Source organism: Winogradskyella wandonensis, from assembly GCF_004346845.1.
Lineage (GTDB): Bacteria > Bacteroidota > Bacteroidia > Flavobacteriales > Flavobacteriaceae > Winogradskyella > Winogradskyella wandonensis.
Genome location: NZ_SMGI01000001.1, coordinates 695311 through 714698, shown reverse-complemented (window position 1 = coordinate 714698; position 19388 = coordinate 695311). Strand labels below are relative to the sequence as shown.

General features: G+C 37.0%; 12 protein-coding genes and 4 tRNA genes. 12 read left to right on the top strand and 4 right to left on the bottom strand.

The window, feature by feature from the left end; all coding sequences use genetic code 11:
* Positions 1-191: 191 nt before the first annotated feature.
* The 4 genes from DFQ05_RS03300 to DFQ05_RS03285 all read left to right on the top strand — a co-directional run bounded on the left by DFQ05_RS03300 (position 192) and on the right by DFQ05_RS03285 (position 721).
* Positions 192-275: transfer RNA gene (locus DFQ05_RS03300), tRNA-Ser, on the top strand.
* A gap of 26 nt (positions 276-301) precedes the next feature.
* Positions 302-376: transfer RNA gene (locus tag DFQ05_RS03295), tRNA-Pro, on the top strand.
* A gap of 32 nt (positions 377-408) precedes the next feature.
* A tRNA-Arg gene (locus DFQ05_RS03290) sits at positions 409-482 on the top strand.
* 165 nt (positions 483-647) lie between these two features.
* A tRNA-Pro gene (locus tag DFQ05_RS03285) sits at positions 648-721 on the top strand.
* Between the two features lie 308 nt (positions 722-1029).
* Here DFQ05_RS03285 and DFQ05_RS03280 read toward each other — a convergent pair.
* Positions 1030-1683, bottom strand: coding sequence for a rhomboid family intramembrane serine protease (locus DFQ05_RS03280; protein WP_132703534.1), 654 nt, complete (start codon positions 1681-1683; stop codon positions 1030-1032).
* A 56-nt stretch (positions 1684-1739) separates the two neighbouring features.
* Between DFQ05_RS03280 and DFQ05_RS03275 the strand changes: the two genes are divergently transcribed.
* Complete coding sequence (locus tag DFQ05_RS03275; protein ID WP_132703532.1) at positions 1740-2630, top strand: lysophospholipid acyltransferase family protein; 891 nt, start codon at positions 1740-1742, stop codon at positions 2628-2630.
* Positions 2631-2633: 3 nt separating this feature from the next.
* Here the strand turns inward: DFQ05_RS03275 and DFQ05_RS03270 are convergent, their stop codons facing one another.
* Positions 2634-4145, bottom strand: a complete 1512-nt coding sequence (locus DFQ05_RS03270) for an aminotransferase class V-fold PLP-dependent enzyme (protein WP_132703530.1) — start codon at positions 4143-4145, stop codon at positions 2634-2636.
* Between the two features lie 28 nt (positions 4146-4173).
* Complete coding sequence (gene glmM / locus DFQ05_RS03265; RefSeq protein ID WP_132703528.1) at positions 4174-5562, bottom strand: phosphoglucosamine mutase; 1389 nt, start codon at positions 5560-5562, stop codon at positions 4174-4176.
* A 71-nt stretch (positions 5563-5633) separates the two neighbouring features.
* Between glmM and DFQ05_RS03260 the strand changes: the two genes are divergently transcribed.
* The 5 genes from DFQ05_RS03260 to DFQ05_RS03240 all read left to right on the top strand — a co-directional run bounded on the left by DFQ05_RS03260 (position 5634) and on the right by DFQ05_RS03240 (position 15031).
* On the top strand, positions 5634-6236 hold the full coding sequence (locus tag DFQ05_RS03260; protein ID WP_132703526.1) for an acyl carrier protein phosphodiesterase: 603 nt from the start codon (positions 5634-5636) through the stop codon (positions 6234-6236).
* Positions 6233-7936, top strand: coding sequence for a gamma-glutamyltransferase (gene ggt / locus DFQ05_RS03255; protein WP_132703524.1), 1704 nt, complete (start codon positions 6233-6235; stop codon positions 7934-7936). Before DFQ05_RS03260 ends, ggt begins: the two co-directional genes overlap by 4 nt.
* A 73-nt stretch (positions 7937-8009) precedes the next feature.
* Positions 8010-11252 (top strand): S41 family peptidase, encoded by a 3243-nt coding sequence (locus DFQ05_RS03250; protein WP_132703522.1) that lies wholly within the window; start codon positions 8010-8012, stop codon positions 11250-11252.
* A gap of 202 nt (positions 11253-11454) precedes the next feature.
* Positions 11455-12222, top strand: a complete 768-nt coding sequence (locus tag DFQ05_RS03245) for a hypothetical protein (RefSeq protein WP_241974200.1) — start codon at positions 11455-11457, stop codon at positions 12220-12222.
* 76 nt (positions 12223-12298) lie between these two features.
* On the top strand, positions 12299-15031 hold the full coding sequence (locus tag DFQ05_RS03240) for a zinc-dependent metalloprotease (protein WP_132703520.1): 2733 nt from the start codon (positions 12299-12301) through the stop codon (positions 15029-15031).
* A gap of 79 nt (positions 15032-15110) precedes the next feature.
* On the opposite strand, the gene DFQ05_RS03235 is transcribed toward DFQ05_RS03240, so the two are convergent.
* The gene (locus DFQ05_RS03235; protein ID WP_132703518.1) at positions 15111-15638 is read right to left on the bottom strand and encodes a hypothetical protein; all 528 of its coding nucleotides are present in this window, start codon (positions 15636-15638) and stop codon (positions 15111-15113) included.
* Between the two features lie 189 nt (positions 15639-15827).
* On the opposite strand from DFQ05_RS03235, the gene uvrA reads away from it, so the two are divergent.
* On the top strand, positions 15828-18656 hold the full coding sequence (gene uvrA, locus DFQ05_RS03230) for an excinuclease ABC subunit UvrA (protein WP_132703516.1): 2829 nt from the start codon (positions 15828-15830) through the stop codon (positions 18654-18656).
* 42 nt (positions 18657-18698) lie between these two features.
* Positions 18699-19385 (top strand): LOG family protein, encoded by a 687-nt coding sequence (locus tag DFQ05_RS03225; RefSeq protein ID WP_132703514.1) that lies wholly within the window; start codon positions 18699-18701, stop codon positions 19383-19385.
* Positions 19386-19388: the final 3 nt, after the last annotated feature.

The window sequence follows — 19388 nt, the reverse complement described above, 5'->3', positions numbered from 1 at the left end:
TATAAAAATTGCGTTAAATTTTAAGAGATTAAAAAAGAGAAAAAAAGAAATATTAAAAGTAAAGTTCCTATGTTCAATGGAATAAAGTACATGATGCAAGAATGAAATAAAAAACTCTAAAAAATTGTTGCGTTCTTTAATATGTTAAGTTACATTTGCATCCGCAATTTAAGAAATGTTCTTAATTTATTGGAGAGGTGCCAGAGTGGTAATGGAGCAGATTGCTAATCTGTCGACGGGTAACTGTCGCCAGGGTTCGAATCCCTGTCTCTCCGCAATTTTTTGAAATGGTAACCGTTTTCGGGGTGTAGCGTAGCCCGGTTATCGCGCCGCGTTTGGGACGCGGAGGTCGCAGGTTCGAATCCTGCCACCCCGACAAATTTTTCATCATGCTAAGCGTGATTGAATGGTCGCGTAGCTCAGCTGGATAGAGCATCTGCCTTCTAAGCAGACGGTCACAGGTTCGAATCCTGTCGCGATCACAAAAAGTCTTACTAAGTGTAAGGCTTTTTTTGTTTTAAAATATCGGGATGTAACCCCGAAGCAAGTTCGGGATAAACTCCGCCTGAACAGACTGCTTAAAAAAGACTGTTCTTGTAATTTGTTTTTTATATTTTGAAGTCTTGATAATTCATATGAATTACTCTCGGGATGTAGCGCAGCCTGGTAGCGTACTAGCATGGGGTGCTAGGGGTCGCTGGTTCAAATCCAGTCATCCCGACTAAATGAAGCTTTGGGATTTTGTAGAAAGCTCGCTTTCTTAAAAAATCCAAGGCTTTATTTGTTTTAAAGCAAAGCTTTAATTTGCAATAAGGGTTTATTTGGGTTCTAAAAATCCAGTTATCCCGACTTAAAACGAGGCTGTCTGAAAAGTAATGTTTTCAGTCATTTCGAGCGTAGTCGAGAAAATTAAAACATTGAATTTCAATGCATTTCGACTCCGCTCAATGTGACAGATTTACATAAACTATACTTTTCAGACAGCTTCTTTTATTTTTTAAAGAAATGGGCTATTACAAGAACCTATGACTAACTTAGCTTGCCCATTTTATACATTACAAATAAAATAATAATTGGTATGGCTAAAAGCCCAACATGAAACAAGTCGGTTTCAAAAAGTGATGGTTTTAGCAACAAGGTAATAACGTAGCCACCAATAGCGCCTCCAAAATGGGCGTCATGACCAATATTTCCTATTCGATTTTTCATGCCGTAGATAGAATATAGTAGGTAACCAATTCCAAAAACATAACCAGGTATTGGAATAGGAATAAAGAACATGTATAAACTCATATTAGGCTGCAATAAGATTGCAGAATACAAAATCCCAGTAACAGCACCACTTGCACCAATTGCACTATACCAGTATTCATCTTTGTGCAGATATAAGGACAGTAAATTGCCAAACAGTAAACTCGCCACGTAAATCATTATAAAATTGAAATTCCCGAGCGGAACTATTACTGCATTGGCAAAAAAGTATAATGTAAGCATATTGAATAACAAATGCGTAGTGTCTGCATGTAAAAACCCAGAGCTGAACATACGAATGTGCTCGTTCCGTTTTATACTACCTACATTAAACTTATAACGTTCAAAAAAAAGACGGTCTTCAAAGCCTTTAAACGACGCAATAACATTTGCAGCAATGATAACAACCGTAACCAAACTTAAATTGAGCATAAATCTTACTGTTATACTTCAAATATAAATATATTTGCGCTTTAAAACAGTGCTAAATGCAACTACTCGCCTATATCATAATCTATCCCTTTCTTTGGCTGATTTCAATCTTGCCATTTCGGCTGCTCTATGGATTATCTGATATACTTTACTTCTTTATTTTTAGAGTATTTAAATACAGAAAAAAAGTGGTTAAATCTAATCTAAGATTAGTATTTCCTGATAAGTCTCGCGATGAAATTGAAACTATTTGCAGTCAATTTTACCGTCATCTGTGCGACATGATTTTAGAGGCTATAAAATCTATGACCATATCTGAGGCGTCTATGCTAAAGCGCTACACATTCACCAATCTAGAGTTAATTCATGATTTAGAAGCTAAGAAAAAAAGCATTATGCTAATGTGCGGCCATTATGGAAGTTGGGAATGGATTTTTATTCTTCAGCCCCAAATTAATCACAAAGGCTATGCGGTTTATAAACGATTAGCCAATAAATATTTTGATAGACTTGTAAAACGCATTAGAGCTAAATACGACTCGCACCTAATTACAACGAAAGAAACGTTTACAATTTTAAGCGAATCTCAAAAAAAAGGAGAACTAACTATAAATGGCTTTGCTTCCGACCAATCACCGAAAGCCACAAAGGCTTTACATTGGAATGAATTTATGGGTATAAAAGTACCTATGCATACTGGCGCCGAAACAATTGCCAAACGGTTTGATATGGCTGTCGTATTTTTTAGTGTGAAACGACTAAAGAGAGGCTATTATCAAACGACATTTCAGACAATAACCGAAAATCCTAACGATTTTGAAGATTATGAAATTACAGATAAGTTCTTCAAATTAGTTGAAGCGCAAATTTTTGAAGCGCCACAATACTATTTATGGACGCATAAGCGCTGGAAACATAGAGATAAAGTTCCAGAACAGTTCAAATAACATCTAGTCTAAGCTAAACCAATTGTTAACTACTGTGATTTCAGAAGGTTTCCCTATTTGACTTTTGTGAATAAATTCATTAGTGCATTTAGAATACACGTAATCCATAGCCCATTCTTTATGGTGCTTGGCTAGAGCAATAATACTATCGCATACGTATTCAATTTCTTGGTTAGTTGTTGTTGGGTGAATGGACATGCGAATCCAACCTGGTTTTCTGACCAAATCTCCAATGGTTATTTCATCTGTTAATTCCTTGGATGTTTTTTGGTCTACATGCAGTAAAAAATGCCCGTAAGTACCAGCACAACTGCAGCCACCGCGTGTTTGCACGCCAAACTTATCGTTTAATAATTTTACACCAAGATTGTAATGCAAGTCGTCAATATAGAAAGAAATCACTCCTAATCTATCCTTATGTTGTCCTGCGAGAATATTTATGTTGTCTATCGCATCTAGCCTATTAAAAACAATATCAACCAATTCGTGCTCGCGTTTTAGGATATTACTAACACCCATTTGCTCTTTCAGCTTTATTGAAAGAGCTGTTTTTATAGTTTGAAGAAATCCTGGCGTGCCACCATCTTCGCGTTCTTCAATATTATCAATGTACTTATGTTCTCCCCAGGGGTTTGTCCAACTTACTGTACCGCCACCAGGGCAATCTGGCACCATATTCTTATATAGTTTCTTACTAAAAACTAGTACACCTGATGTACCTGGACCTCCTAAAAATTTATGTGGTGAAAAGAAGATAGCATCTAAGTTTTCGTCTTCATTCTCTGGATGCATATTAATATCTACATAAGGTCCTGAACACGCAAAATCCACGAAGCAAACGCCACCATTTTGGTGCATTAATTTAGCAATATCATGATATGGAGTTTCTATACCAGTAACATTAGAGCCCGCAATAACAGAGGCAATTTTTATGGTACAATCTTTATACTCAACAAGTAGTTTTTCTAAATTCTCTAAGCTAAATAACCCATCTTCGCCTGGAGGAATAACCTCAACCTTAGCCATCGTCTCTAACCATGAGGTATGATTAGAGTGATGCTCCATATGAGATACAAAAACCACAGGTCGCATTTCATCAGGAATTCTAGTATAATCTTTTAAATTTTCTGGAACCTTTAATCCTAAAATACGCTGAAACTTATTAATGACGCCTGTCATCCCATTACCAGAGACAATTAAGACATCATCTTCATTACAGTTAACGTGGTTTTTAATAATGTGCTTCGCCTTGTGGTAAGCCTGTGTCATAGCTGTACCAGATACTGTAGTTTCGGTATGTGTATTGGCTACAAAAGGACCAAAATCGTTTAGTAGCTTCTCTTCTATTGGTCTATACAAACGACCAGAAGCTGTCCAATCGGTATAGATTATCTTCTGTTCCCCATAAGGCGAAACAAACGTTTGGTCAATTCCAACAATTTGCGCTCTGAACTTTTTAAAATACTGCTCGAGTTCTGTTGATGACTTTGAAACTGATGTTGAAACAACTGACATAATTGACTGTTAACGTTTTACGAAGATATTAAATATTTGCGATAGCTTTTATCTCTCCTATTATTCTATCAGCAAGCGTATCAGCTTCAATTTGTGATGGTGCTTCGGTGTATATTCTAATAATCGGTTCCGTATTGCTTTTACGAAGATGCACCCAACTATTTTCGAAATCAATCTTAACACCATCTATTGTGGTTAATTTTTCGTGACTGTAGTTAGACTCCATTATTTTTAAAATCCCATCTACATCCAAACCTGGTGTTAATTCTATCTTCTTTTTACTCATAAAATAGTTGGGATAGCTTGCTCTTAAATCGCTCACCGCTATTTTCTTTTCGGCTAAAAGGCTTAAGAATAAAGCGACACCAACTAAAGCATCACGACCATAATGCGATTCTGGGTAAATGATACCACCATTACCTTCTCCACCAATAATGGCATTGTTTTTTTTCATTAAGTCTACAACATTTACTTCACCAACAGCGCTAGCTTCGTAAGTACCGCCATGATTTTTAGTGACATCGCTTAAAGCGCGGGTAGAACTCATGTTACTCACTGTATTTCCAGGAGTTTTGCTTAGCACATAATCTGCACAGGCCACAAGCGTATATTCTTCACCAAACATTTCACCTTTTTCATCCATAAATGCCAAACGGTCTACATCTGGGTCGACAACAATACCAAAATCAGCATGGTTTTTTACAACAGCATCTGCTAAATCTCCTAAATGTTCTTTTAATGGCTCTGGGTTATGCGGAAAATGACCCGTTGGGTCGCAATATAGTTTTACGGCTTCAACACCTAAACGTTCTAATAATAAAGGAATAGCGATACCTCCTGTGGAATTAACACCGTCTACAACAACTTTAAAATTAGCAGCCTCTATGGCTTCTTTATTTACCAATGGCAAATCTAAAACCTCATCAATATGGATATCTATATAGGCATCATTTTTAGTGATTACTCCTAAATCATCAACTTCAGCAAACCTCATATCAGAAGACTCGGCAATCTCTAAAATTTTCTTGCCTTCTTCACCATTCAAAAATTCGCCTTTAGCATTCAACAACTTTAGCGCATTCCATTGTTTAGGGTTATGGCTTGCCGTTAAAATAATTCCACCATCAGCATGTTCTAAAGGCACAGCAATTTCAACAGTTGGTGTAGTTGACAAACCTAAATCTATAACATGAATTCCCATACCAATAAGTGTGTTCATCACTAAATTCTGAATCATTTCTCCAGACAAGCGCGCATCACGACCAACTACAACTCTATAATTTTCTTTAGAACGTTGTTGTCTCAACCATGTGCCGTATGCTGCTGCGAATTTTACAGCATCAATAGGTGTTAAATTTTCTTCAACAGCGCCTCCGATAGTACCACGAATTCCTGATATAGATTTTATTAAAGTCATGTCTATTTTGTTTTTGGCAAATATAATTAGTTAATCCTATTTTATGATTACGAATTTGTAAATTCGGGGCAATGAACTTTTTAGCCCATATTTACCTATCTGGAGAAAACGAACTATTGACCATTGGCAATTTTGCCGCAGATGGCATAAGAGGAAGACGTTATAAAGACTATCCTAAAGCAATGCAAGTCGGTATTTTATTGCATCGGTTTATCGATTCTTACACAGATGCACATCCCAACTTTAGGGATAGCACAAGAAGATTGCATAAAGCTTATGGCCATTACAGCGGTGTCATTGTAGATATTTTTTATGACCATTTTTTAGCAAAAAACTGGAGCGATTATAATGAGCAATCTTTGGACGCTTACATTCAGAACTTTTACAACAGTTTGAAAAGACATTTTGAAATATTACCTGAACGCTTTAAAAAACTAGTGCCCTTTATGATAAACGATAACTGGTTGTTGAGTTATGCCACTATTGAAGGTATTCAGAAAGTTTTAGATGGCATGAATCGTAGAACAAAAGGACGCTCTAACATGAATGAAGCAACAAAGGAACTTGTGGAATTTTATGACGCCTTTGAAAATGACTTTAAACTCTTCTTTGAGGAACTAAAACAAGAAACTGAAACAAAGCGAATAGCATTAGAAAAAGAATACAGCTTATGAGAAAACATCTTTTTTTATTACTTCTAATAGCTCTACTATTCAATTGCAAAGAGACAACTAAAGAATCCAAAACCACCATTAATAATAGAGGACTAATTACCGAAAATGCTATGGTAGTTAGCGCACGTAAAGAAGCATCAAAGATAGGCTCAGATATTATGGCTAAAGGCGGAAATGCCTTTGATGCCATGATGGCCACAGAACTAGCTCTGGCTGTAAGCTACCCTTACGCTGGCAACCTTGGCGGTGGCGGATTTTTGATTTACCGATTAGCCAATGGAGAAGTTGGTGCATTAGACTATCGCGAAAAAGCGCCTCTGGCAGCAACTAAAGACATGTACCTTGATGAAGAGGGCAATGTTATAAAAGGAAAAAGCACTATTGGTCCTCTAGCTATTGGAATTCCAGGTACAATCGCTGGTATTTTCAAAGCTCAAGAACGCTTTGGGAACTTAGATGTAAAAACCATCTTACTGCCTGTGATAGATTTGGCTAATAATGGATTTGTCGTAACCAAAAACCAAGAGAACAGATTTAAAAGTTACGATAGCATTTTTAGAGTTGTTAATGGAAAAAAAATCCTCTTTAATAAAGACTTAAAGGAAAACGATAAAGTCTTCAATTTCGCTTTAGCAGAAACATTAACCCGTATTGCAACTAATGGACGAGATGAGTTTTACAAAGGCGAAACAGCCGAAAAACTCGTGACATTTCTTCAAGAAAAAGGTAGCATTATAACGCTAGAAGATTTAGCAAAATACGAAGCTAAATGGCGTCAACCCATTCAGTTTATGTATGATGATTTAACCATCACATCCATGTCGCCGCCGTCGTCTGGTGGTATTTGTTTAAATCAGATTATGACGATGATAGAAAATTTCGATTTAGCTGGTTATGGACATAACTCATTAAAAACCATCCAAGTATTAGTGGAAGCTGAAAAACGTGCTTATGCAGATCGAAGCTATTATTTGGGCGACCCTGATTTTGTTGAAATACCCACGGAAACCTTAACTAGCAGTGTTTATCTAGAAAATAGAATGAAGGACTTCTCTTTCAATCAAGCAACGCCAGTAGATTCCATCTCTCACGGACAGATTATTGGCTACGAAAGTGACGAAACCACCCATTATTCTATTGTAGACCAATTTGGAAATGCCATTGCCGTTACTACGACCTTAAACGGAGGTTATGGCTCTAAGCTCTACGCAGACGATTTAGGCTTCTTTTTAAATAACGAGATGGATGATTTTAGCTCTAAACCTGGAGAACCCAATTATTATGGTCTTATTGGCGCCGAAGCCAATAGTATTGCTCCAGAAAAAAGAATGCTAAGCTCTATGACGCCCACAATTGTTGAAAAAGATGGCGAGTTGTTAATGACGGTTGGTACACCAGGTGGATCTACAATAATTACCTCGGTTTTGCAGACTATTTTAAATGTGCATGAATTTAAAATGACCATGCAAGATGCCGTTAACGCTCCAAGATTCCATAATCAATGGCTACCAGACGAAATAAGAATGGAACCCAATTCATTTGATAAAAACCTTATCAAACAACTCGAAGCTAAAGGCTATATAATAAATGAGTCACGTTCACCTATTATTGGCATTGTAGATGGCATTCTAAAGCTTGAAAATGGTAATTTAGAAGGTGGCGCAGACAAACGCGGAGACGATACTGCAGTTGGCTTTTAAGGTTTTAACATTGTCTTATAATTTCATATAACGCATAGTTGTATCTTTAGTTGGTATAATTAAATCGACCAACATGAAACATCTATTATCGGGTTTAGCACTACTTCTTATGCTTAATCTTAACGCTCAAGGCACACAACTGCTTAGACAACCAACACTGCATGGAAACGATGTGGTATTTGTTTATGCCAATGACCTTTGGAAGGCCGATGTTAATGGCGGAAATGCCATTCGACTAACTAGTGACGAAGGCTACGAATCTAGCCCGCATTTCTCTAAAGACGGAAAGCAAATCGCTTTTACAGCGCAATACGATGGAAATATAGACGTTTTTGTTATTCCTTCTGAAGGTGGCGAACCAAAACGATTGACCTACCATCCTGATGGCGACTTCGTGCAAGGCTGGACACCTGATGGAAAAGTATTGTTTCGTTCGGGAAGAGAGAGTCAACCAACAATGACCAGTAAATTTTTCGCAGTAGATATCAATGGCGGTTTACCTGAGGCTCTTGATATTCCGCGTGCTGCTTATGGCGAATTATCACCAGACGGAAAATATCTAGCCTACACACCGATTACAGGTTGGGATGCAGAATGGCGAAATTATCGTGGTGGACAAGCCATGCCAATTTGGGTGGTTAATATGAAAACAAAAGCGCTGATAAGAACCCAGCAGCCAACCCAAGAACGTCATCTTGACCCGGTTTGGTTAAACGGATTGGTTTACTATTTGTCGGAGCGCGACTATACGATGAATATATGGTCTTTTAATCCCGATACAAAAGAAGAAAAACAAGTGACGTTTCATAAAAAATTTGATGTCAAAAGTTTAGATGCAAGTGACAATCAAATTGTTTATGAGCAAGGTGGCTATTTACACGTTTATAATCCTTCAAACGGAAATACAAAGCAACTCAACATCACCGTTAATGGCGACCTCAACTTTTACAGGCCAAGATGGGAAGATATTTCAGCAAGAAGTTTAAGCAACCCTAACGTATCGCCAACAGGCAAACGCGCTATTTTTGAACACAGAGGCGAAATTTTCACAGTACCTAAAGAAAATGGTACTTGGACCAACTTAACCAATTCACCTGGTGTTGCAGACCGTGCACCAATTTGGTCTCCAAAAGGTGATAAAGTTGCTTGGTTTTCTGATAAAAGCGGTGAATACCAGCTGATGTTGGCAGACCAAGATGGCCAGAATATAGAAGCTATTACTTTACCAAATCCTACGTTTTATTTTCAACCCGATTGGTCTCCTGATGGAAAGCACATAGCCTACACAGATACACATTACAATATTTGGATTATAAATCTTGAAACAAAAAAAACAAATGTTGTAGATACAGATAGTTATGCCCATCCAAACAGAGCTATGAATCCTGTTTGGTCGCCAGACAGTAAGTGGATTGCCTATGCCAAGCAACAGAAAAGTCATTTTAAATCCATCTTTGCTTACCATATAGACTCTAAAGAAATCATTCAATTAACAGACCCAATAGCAGATGCCATTACACCTGTTTGGGATGCTTCAGGTAAATACCTTTATACACTAGCAAGTACTAATTACGGCTTATCGTCTGGTTGGTTAGATATGAGTAATTACGACCCAGGCGCCAATTTAGCAAGAAGTCTTTATGCTATTGTACTGAGCAAAAATGATAAAGCGCCAAACCTTCCAAAAAATGATTTGGAAGACGTTAAAACTGACGATGACAGCGAAAAGAAAAACGAAGATAAAAAAGACGTTGTAGTAAGCATTGATAAAGAAGGCATTTTTGATAGAGCTGTAGCCTTAGATTTACCAGCAAGAAACTATGTAGCTCTTGCTAAAGGTCCAAAACATAAAATATTTATAGCGGAAACTATACCGAACAAACAAGGGTTTAAATTATATTCTTACGATGTAGAAAAAGAAGAAGCGTCGGACTTTGCCGACGGCGTTACCCAAATTGTGATTTCAGCAGACCGAAAATCAATTCTATTATTTAGTGGTGGAAAATGGATGCTAACAAGTACGTCTTCAGCTCCAAAACCAGGTAAAGATGTCCTAAAAACAAATCTAAAGATAAAATTAGACCCTAAAGCAGAGGCACATCAAATTTTTAAAGAAGGCTGGCGCTATATGCGAGATTTCTTGTACGTGGACAATGTACATGGTGCGCCTTGGGATGAGGTTTACCAATGGTATTCGCCTTGGATAGACCATGTGCGCCATAGAACAGACCTCAACTATGTTGTAGATATAATGAGTGGTGAGGTAGCCGTAGGGCATTCTTATGTCTCTGGAGGCGATTTCCCTGATTTAGACAATGTGCCTGTTGGCCTACTAGGCTGCGATTTTGAAGTTTCTAACGGACGTTATAAAATCTCAAAAATTTATAACGGTGAACGTTGGAATCCAAATCTTGATGCACCATTGGCAAAACCTGGTTTAAATATTAATCAAGGCAATTATATTTTAGCCATTAATGGTAAACCTATTTCAGGTTCTGAAAACATCTACAAACATTTAGAACAAACAGCGGGAAGAGAAATTACTATAACAGTAAACTCTAAACCTTCAGAAAACGGTTCAAGAGACGTTTTAATAAAACCAATTAGAAATGAACGCGGACTTAGAACCATCGATTGGGTGGAAAGCAATAGACGTAAAGTGGATAAATTATCAAACGGGAAATTAGCTTACGTTTATGTACCAAACACATCAGGTGGCGGATTTACTTCTTTCAATCGTTACTATTTTGCACAACAAGATAAAAAAGGTGCGGTTATCGATGAGCGTAACAACGGTGGTGGCTCCGCAGCAGATTACATGATAGATATTATGTCAAGAGAGTTGTTTGGCTATTTTAATAGCAAAGCTAACGACAACAGGCCTTGGACGACGCCAATGGCAGGGATTTGGGGTCCTAAAGTAATGCTTATTAACGAGCGTGCAGGTTCTGGTGGTGACTTGTTGCCGTATATGTTTAAAATGAAAAATATTGGGCCGCTCATTGGAACCAGAACCTGGGGCGGACTAGTTGGTACATGGGATACACCAAGATTTATCGATGGTGGTCGTATGGTTGCACCTCGTGGTGGATTTTATGATGTAGATGGTAAATGGGCTGTTGAAGGTGAAGGCGTCGCTCCAGATATTGAAGTTATTCAGCATCCAAAAGAAACATCTAAAGGTAACGACCCACAATTGGAGCGTGCCGTTGAAGAAGCCATGAAGCTATTAAAAACCGAAGAATTTCAATTAAAACCAGAGCCTGCTCCTCCTATTAGATGGAAACGTCCAGAAGGTTATAAAAATGATAATTAGATTTTTATAGTAATTATTAGAGTGAGGATGTCTTAAAAGTCTATTCTCTGTCTTATTGAGCTTGTCGAAATATTTCAATATTTTGATAATCAATATCTGTTTCGATAGGCTCAACTTGACTGGTTGGGATTAAAACTTTTTAAGACATCCTTATTCTTTTTTAGTCTTTATTGTAATTTTGAAGTTCTAAATCAATAATATCTTGTTTCGTTTCAAAAAAATAAAGCCATTTAGTAAGCTTTCACCAAAGCAAAAGCTAATCAGAATATTAAAGTTCATAGGCGGTGCTGTAATTTTTATTACACTTCCTACACTACTCTTTTTTGGATTTATTTACTTAAAATACAATGAGCCTCTACCCGAAGCTACCGAAAGCCCAAAAGCAGACCTACTAGCCCATAAAATGCTGAACGCTCTTGATTATGAAGCTTATAAAAATACCGATTATATTGAGTGGACATTTAAAAGCATACATAGCTATAAATGGTATAAATCTGCTGATAGTTGTGAGGTAAAATGGAAAGATTTTACAGTAATGCTTCAACTAAAAAATCCAGAAAAATCAAGTGTATTTGTTTCAAATCAAAAATACAATGGTATTGAGAAACAAAATTTAATAACCAAGGCAGAGTCTTATTTTAATAATGATTCGTTTTGGTTAGTAGCACCTTATAAAGTATTCGATAAAGGAACGATAAGAAAGCTGGTAAAAACAGAAGACAATAAAGACGCATTACTTGTAACCTATACTTCTGGAGGCACCACACCAGGAGATTCTTATCTCTGGCATATCAATGAAAAAGGTATGCCAACAAGTTATCAAATGTGGGTAGACATTTTACCAATTAGTGGTTTAGAAGCTACTTGGAATCAATGGAAAACCACTTCTAGTGGGGCCAACTTACCAACACAACACAAGCTTCTATTCTTAGATTTAGAGTTAACTGATATTAAAGGAATTAAATATTGAGGATAACTTTGACGACTTTATTAACACATTTTTTTCTTAAAATCTGTTAACTTTAGCCACTTAAATTTATTTACTCATGAAAAAAATCTACCTATTCTTACTGATTTTGCCCTTTTTTGCTTTTTCGCAAAAAAAATCATTTTGGACAAAAACATCAGCAAGTAAAATTCAGCAGAGCCAATTATTAGAAAGAGGCTCGACACCTACTAAATTTGATGTTTACAATCTTAATTTTGAAGGTATTAAAAACGAACTAGGAAATGCGGTTAGCCGTTCTTCTTCTTTAGAATCTAATACTTACATTAAATTCCCTAATGCCGAAGGGAAATTGGAGCGCTATCAGATTTATAATGCTTCCATAATGGAACCAGAGTTTGCGGCAAAGCATCCAGAAATTCAATCTTACGTTGGTATTAATATTGATAATCCTGGCGTAACGATGCGCTTTAGCACCACTATATTTGGTTTTCATGCAGCGATTTACACAATTGGCAAAACATATTATATAGACCCTTATACAGAAGATTTAAACGCTTATATTCTTTATGCAAAAGAAAATTTATATTCAGATATCGATAGAATAGGCTGCCAATTAACGGATGAAATGGCCTTAGAAAGTCCTTACACACCAGATACTAACCGTGTTTCGGGTCAAAGAAATGCTAATGATGGTCTTTTAAGAACATTTCGTTTGTCCTTATCGTCAACACAAGAGTATTCTAATTTTCATATTAATGCTGCGGGACAGCAAACGGCTTCAGATTTAGTAAAAAGACAAACCGTCTTAGCCGCTATGAACGTAACTATGACTCGTGTAAATGGTCTTTTTGAGCGTGATTTATCTTTAACTATGGAATTAGTTGAGATAATCGACCCTCCATTTTCTAACACTAGTACAATATCTCTTGTCGAGCCAGACGGATTTACTGATAATGACCCAGGAGCTCTTTTAAGTGAAAACCAGTCTATAACTGATACAAGAATTGGTACTGCAAACTATGATGTTGGCCATGTTTTCACAACAGGTGGTGGTGGAGTTGCTATTCTTGGGGGAATTTGTTTTTCTAATGCAAAAGCTAGAGCTGTAACTGGATTACCAAGTCCTGTTGGTGATCCTTACGATGTCGATTTTGTTGCACACGAAATGGGACATCATTTTGGGGCAAACCATACCTTTAATGGTAGTCAAGGTAATTGCTCTGGTACGAACAGAAATGCTTCAACATCGGTAGAACCAGGTAGTGGCACAACCATTATGGCCTATGCTGGAATTTGTGGCGGCGATAATATTCAAAACAATAGTGATGACCATTTCAATGCCATAAGTATAGATGAAATATATGCTAGAATTACATCCTCACCAACCTGTTCTGTTAATACATCAAACGGCAATACAGCACCAACAGTAAATGCAGGACAAGATTATACTATACCATTTGGTACAGCTTTTACATTATCAGGTACGGCAAGTGACCCTGATGGTGGTGCCGTCCTTTCTTATAATTGGGAGCAAGTAAATCCAGGTACTGTGGCTGGACAGCCTTCATCAACCGATACTGATGGACCAATGTTTAGATCAAGACCTTCATTACCTACCGGTGAGAGAACATTTCCACAATTAAGTGACATACTTGCAGATAATTTAACGCCTCAGTGGGAAGTTATCCCAAGCGTAGCACGTACAATGGATTTTGCCTTAACGGTTAGAGATAATCAATCACCAAACGGCGGACAAACCAATAGAGATGATATGACCGTCACAGTTGCTAATACGGGACCATTTGCTGTTACTGCTCCTAATACAACTAACGAAAGTTTTCCTTCAGGCTCAAGCACAACAATTACCTGGGACGTAGCTGGCACTACAGCTAATGGTATAAATACGAATAATGTAAATATTTTATTCTCAACGGATGGTGGTTTAACCTTTAGTACTATCCTAGCTAGTAATACACCGAATGATGGATCAGAAACCATAACTTTCCCGTCTGTTCAAGAGCCCTATTGTAGAATTAAAATAGAGCCTGTAGATAATATTTATTTTGCGATTTCTAAGTCGTTTTCAGTTGGTGCCACTGTTACAGTTACAGAAACTTGTAATACATACACAACTGGACCAATATCTACTCCTATTCCTGATAATGACGGAACAAATAATGGTGTTGTTTTTGTTCCAATCACAGTTACAGAAACTACGCCAGTTACTGATTTAAAAGTAAGTGCAAATGTTTCGCATACAGCAATCGGAGATTTGTTACTACAATTGCAGCCTGCAGGAGATGGATTTGCTAATATTTGGTTCAATAATTGTGGGGTAAATGAGGATATGAATGTAACTCTACAGGATGGTGCTGGTCCTATTGTATGCGGAAGCCCCACAGTTGGTACGTTTTCACCAGATAGTCCTTTGAGTGCATTTTATGACGGAAGTGACAGGTCTGGTGTTTGGAATTTAGTATTTGTAGATTTGGCACCTGTTGACACAGGAATTGTAAACGAATGGTCTGTAGAATTATGTACAACAACTACAAACATAACATTAGATACAGATAATTTTGAGCTTAACGATTTCACCTTATTCCCAAATCCTAATAGCGGTGATTTTACGCTTCAGTTTAATTCTAATTCTGGAAAAGACATCAATGTAGATGTTTACGACATTTCAGGGAAATTAGTTTATAAAAATAGCTACAATGCAACGTCGAGATTTGATAAGCAAATTAATCTTAACAATGTAAGTACTGGTATTTACATTATGAAAGTAAATGACGGTGATAAAAGCGTTACACGAAAACTTATTATAGAATAAACGCCATTAAAAAATAATTCAAACAAAAACGCCGAAGCTAATACCTCGGCGTTTTTGTTTTTACAGGAATTAATATTTCTTATTTTGAAGACTGCCCTTTAAACTGCTGACTTTTAAGTTTAAACAACACATTAAAACTTGTTAAACTACCGTAGCTACGCGTAATATATTGTTGCAAGTCTATTTTTTCTTGCTCGTCCAAATTCTTACTAGAATTAATTTTCTGCTCCATAACTCTAAGTCTATCGCGAACCATCGTTATCTTATGAAAAAACGTGTCTATGCCCATTTCTTTTCCTTGAAGATTTGTATCACCTGGTTCTAAAATAAGTTTTCCGCCTTTCCATTTATCTGCTATTGAAACAACCTCAGATACATCAGACCATTTTTTAAGAATAGTCTTAAGGCTTTTTTCAACTTCATAGAAACTTACTGTATCTACGTCATCTTCGGTGGCTTCAATTACTTCAAAATCTTCATCTAATTCTAAAGTTTCTAGACCGTTCTCAATAAAGGTTACCCAATAATGTTGCGATGTCACATTAGTAACAACACCTTTTCCATATTCAGCGTGATTTATTCTTGAGCCTATTCCTAGTAATTTCATTGTTTATAATATTTGTTATGCGTTAAAATTAAAGCTATTGTTTTCAAAACTTTCACACAATTATAAGAATTTCATAGTAAATGGTCCTACCAAATTAACAACTAAAAATCGTACCTTTGCAAACTTGTCGGCCAAAGTAAAAATTGCTTCGGTTGGCATTGCTAGTTCACAAGAAAAATTACACAGTTTATGACAACATACGAGGATTCTATTGAAGTAAGGGGCGCCCGCGTTCACAACCTAAAAAACATAGATGTTACTATTCCTCGTGAAAAATTAGTTGTTATTACAGGATTATCTGGCAGCGGAAAATCTTCATTAGCTTTCGATACTATTTATGCTGAAGGACAACGCCGCTATATCGAAACATTCTCTGCCTATGCACGTCAGTTTTTAGGAAGCTTAGAGCGTCCTGATGTTGATAAAATCGATGGTCTATCTCCTGTAATTGCTATTGAGCAAAAAACCACAAGCAAATCACCACGCTCTACCGTTGGCACCATTACAGAAATCTATGATTTTCTAAGGCTCCTTTTTGCTCGTGCTGCAGATGCCTACAGTTACGAAACTGGAGATAAAATGGTAAGCTATTCCGATGAGCAGATTAAAGATTTGATTTTAGAATCTTTTAAAGGAAAACGCATTAATATATTAGCACCTGTGATTCGTTCTCGTAAAGGACATTATCGCGAGTTGTTTGAACAAATTGCCAAACAAGGTTTTGTAAAAGTTCGTACCGACGGTGAGATTGTTGACCTCGAAAAGGGTATGAAACTCGACCGCTACAAAACACATGATATAGAAATTGTTATTGACCGTTTAAAAATTGACGATTCAAAAGACAACGAAAAACGCTTAATGGAGTCTATTAATACAGCGATGTATCATGGTGACGATGTGCTCATGGTTATAGACCAAGATACCAACGAACCGCGCTACTTTAGTAGGAATTTAATGTGTCCGTCTTCGGGGATATCGTATCCAAATCCTGAGCCTAATAATTTTTCATTTAACTCCCCAAAAGGTGCTTGCCCTAAATGCAACGGTATTGGTGAGTTGTACGTTGTAAATGAGAAAAAACTAGTGCCAGACGACTCTTTATCCATTAAAAACGGAGCTTTAGCACCGCATGGACCGCAAAAAAAGAGTTGGATTTTTAAGCAATTCGATACCATAGCACAACGTTTCGATTTTTCACTAGACACGGCTTGGAAAGACATCCCAGAAGACGCCAAGCAAATGATTTTTTATGGTGGAAAAGAAAAATTTACAGTTGAAAGCAAACTGCTAGGTGTGGCCAGAAATTACGATATTGATTTTGAAGGTGTTGCCAATTTTATAGAGAGCCAGTATAAATCTAATTCGACGTCACTGGTTAGATGGGCAAAGGATTTTATGGATAAGGTGGAGTGTCCAAAGTGCAATGGTTCTCGCTTACGTAAAGAATCGCTTTATTTTAAAGTGGACGATAAAAGCATCGCTGACCTTGTAAAAATGGATATTATAGAGCTAGGCGAATGGATAGAACATCTCCCCGAAAGACTCACGGATAAACAAAACAAAATTTCAGGAGAGATTATAAAAGAAATTAAAAGTCGTGTTCAGTTTTTATTAGATGTTGGTCTTACGTATTTATCGTTAAACCGGAGTTCTAAGTCGCTTTCTGGTGGTGAGGCACAACGCATACGCTTAGCAACACAAATTGGCTCTCAATTGGTCGGTGTACTTTACATTTTGGACGAACCGAGTATTGGTTTACACCAGCGTGATAATGAAAAGTTAATCAATTCGCTAGTTTCGCTTCGTGATGTGGGGAACTCTGTTATTGTTGTAGAACACGATAAAGACATGATAGAACGTGCAGACCATGTTATAGATATAGGGCCGTTTGCAGGTAAACATGGTGGTGAAATTATTAGTGAAGGAACACCTGCAGAGCTTCAAAAACAAGACACGCTTACTGCGAAATACCTTAATGGCAAAAAAGAAATTGGCATACCCAAAAAGCGTCGTAGTGGTAATGGTAAAAAGTTAGTGTTAAAGGGCTGTACTGGTAACAATCTTAAAAATGTGTCAGTAGAATTTCCATTGGGTCAAATGATAGGCGTGACAGGTGTATCTGGAAGTGGTAAATCTACGTTAATTAACGAGACACTCTACCCTATCCTTAACGCTCATTATTTCAACGGTGTTAAAAAACCTATGCCTTATAAAAGCATTAAAGGATTAGAACATCTCGATAAAGTTATTGATATTAACCAATCGCCTATTGGTAGGACGCCACGAAGTAATCCTGCGACGTACACCAAAACGTTTGATGAAATCCGAAAGCTTTTTGCACAAATTCCTGAAGCTATGATTCGCGGTTATAAACCAGGACGCTTTAGCTTTAACGTTGCTGGTGGACGCTGCGAAACCTGCCAAGGTGGTGGTTTAAAAGTTATAGAAATGAATTTCCTTCCAGACGTTTATGTCGAGTGCGAAACCTGCCAAGGCAAACGTTTTAATCGTGAGACCTTAGAGATTCGTTACAAAGGCAAATCTATTAGTGATGTACTGGATATGACCATTGACGAAGCTGTAGATTTTTTTGAGCATATCCCTAAAATTTTCAGAAAACTAAAAACCATAAAAGACGTTGGACTAGGCTATATTACTTTGGGTCAACAAAGTACAACACTCTCTGGTGGTGAAGCCCAGCGTATAAAGCTAGCAACAGAACTAAGCAAACGCGATACAGGAAATACGTTTTACATTCTCGATGAGCCAACAACAGGCTTACATTTTGAAGACATTAACGTATTAATGAAAGTATTAAATAAATTAGCAGACAAAGGCAACACCGTATTAATTATAGAGCACAATTTAGATGTCATAAAAACCGTTGATTATATTATAGACATTGGTTACGAAGGCGGTAAAGGTGGCGGACAAGTTGTTGCTAAAGGAACCCCAGAAGAACTAATTAAAAATAAAAAAAGCTACACAGCTAAATTCTTAAAGAAAGAATTAAATTAGCGAGTTACGATTACGTAAAACGCACACTACAAATAGTATTATATGAGAAAAGGAAAACACTATAAAGGCTGGAACGAGATAAAAACAAATGACTCATGGGCAATTTTTAAAATCATGGGCGAGTTCGTCAATGGTTATGAGAAGCTAAGTAAAATTGGGCCTTGTGTCTCTATTTTTGGTTCCGCACGTACAAAACCAGAGCACGATTATTATCAACTTGCCGAAGAAGTAGCGAGCAAAATTGTAGATAGTGGATATGGTGTTATTACAGGTGGCGGACCTGGTATTATGGAAGCTGGTAATAAAGGCGCCCATATTGCAGGCGGAACTTCGGTAGGATTAAATATAGAATTACCTTTTGAGCAACACGATAATCCGTATATAGATTCTGATAAAAGTTTAGATTTCGATTATTTCTTTGTTCGTAAAGTTATGTTTGTAAAATACTCCCAAGGCTTCGTAGTTATGCCTGGTGGTTTTGGTACGTTAGACGAACTTTTTGAAGCAATTACACTAATACAAACGCACAAGATAGACACCTTTCCTATTGTGCTTGTAGGTACTAAATTTTGGGGTGGTTTGGTCGATTGGATAAAAAACACATTACTAACAGAAGGTAATATTAGTCCTAAAGATATAGACTTAATTCATGTTGTTGATACTGCTGACGAGGTTGTAAGTATTCTTAACAATTTCTACGAAAAATCAGATTTAAGCCCTAATTTCTAATTA

Coding starts and splice junctions, on each gene's coding strand:
- DFQ05_RS03280 (WP_132703534.1), bottom strand. CDS start 1,683: ATGCTCAATTTAAGTTTGGTTACGGTTGTTATCATTGCTGCAAATGTT.
- DFQ05_RS03275 (WP_132703532.1), top strand. CDS start 1,740: ATGCAACTACTCGCCTATATCATAATCTATCCCTTTCTTTGGCTGATT.
- DFQ05_RS03270 (WP_132703530.1), bottom strand. CDS start 4,145: ATGTCAGTTGTTTCAACATCAGTTTCAAAGTCATCAACAGAACTCGAG.
- glmM (WP_132703528.1), bottom strand. CDS start 5,562: ATGACTTTAATAAAATCTATATCAGGAATTCGTGGTACTATCGGAGGC.
- DFQ05_RS03260 (WP_132703526.1), top strand. CDS start 5,634: ATGAACTTTTTAGCCCATATTTACCTATCTGGAGAAAACGAACTATTG.
- ggt (WP_132703524.1), top strand. CDS start 6,233: ATGAGAAAACATCTTTTTTTATTACTTCTAATAGCTCTACTATTCAAT.
- DFQ05_RS03250 (WP_132703522.1), top strand. CDS start 8,010: ATGAAACATCTATTATCGGGTTTAGCACTACTTCTTATGCTTAATCTT.
- DFQ05_RS03240 (WP_132703520.1), top strand. CDS start 12,299: ATGAAAAAAATCTACCTATTCTTACTGATTTTGCCCTTTTTTGCTTTT.
- DFQ05_RS03235 (WP_132703518.1), bottom strand. CDS start 15,638: ATGAAATTACTAGGAATAGGCTCAAGAATAAATCACGCTGAATATGGA.
- uvrA (WP_132703516.1), top strand. CDS start 15,828: ATGACAACATACGAGGATTCTATTGAAGTAAGGGGCGCCCGCGTTCAC.
- DFQ05_RS03225 (WP_132703514.1), top strand. CDS start 18,699: ATGAGAAAAGGAAAACACTATAAAGGCTGGAACGAGATAAAAACAAAT.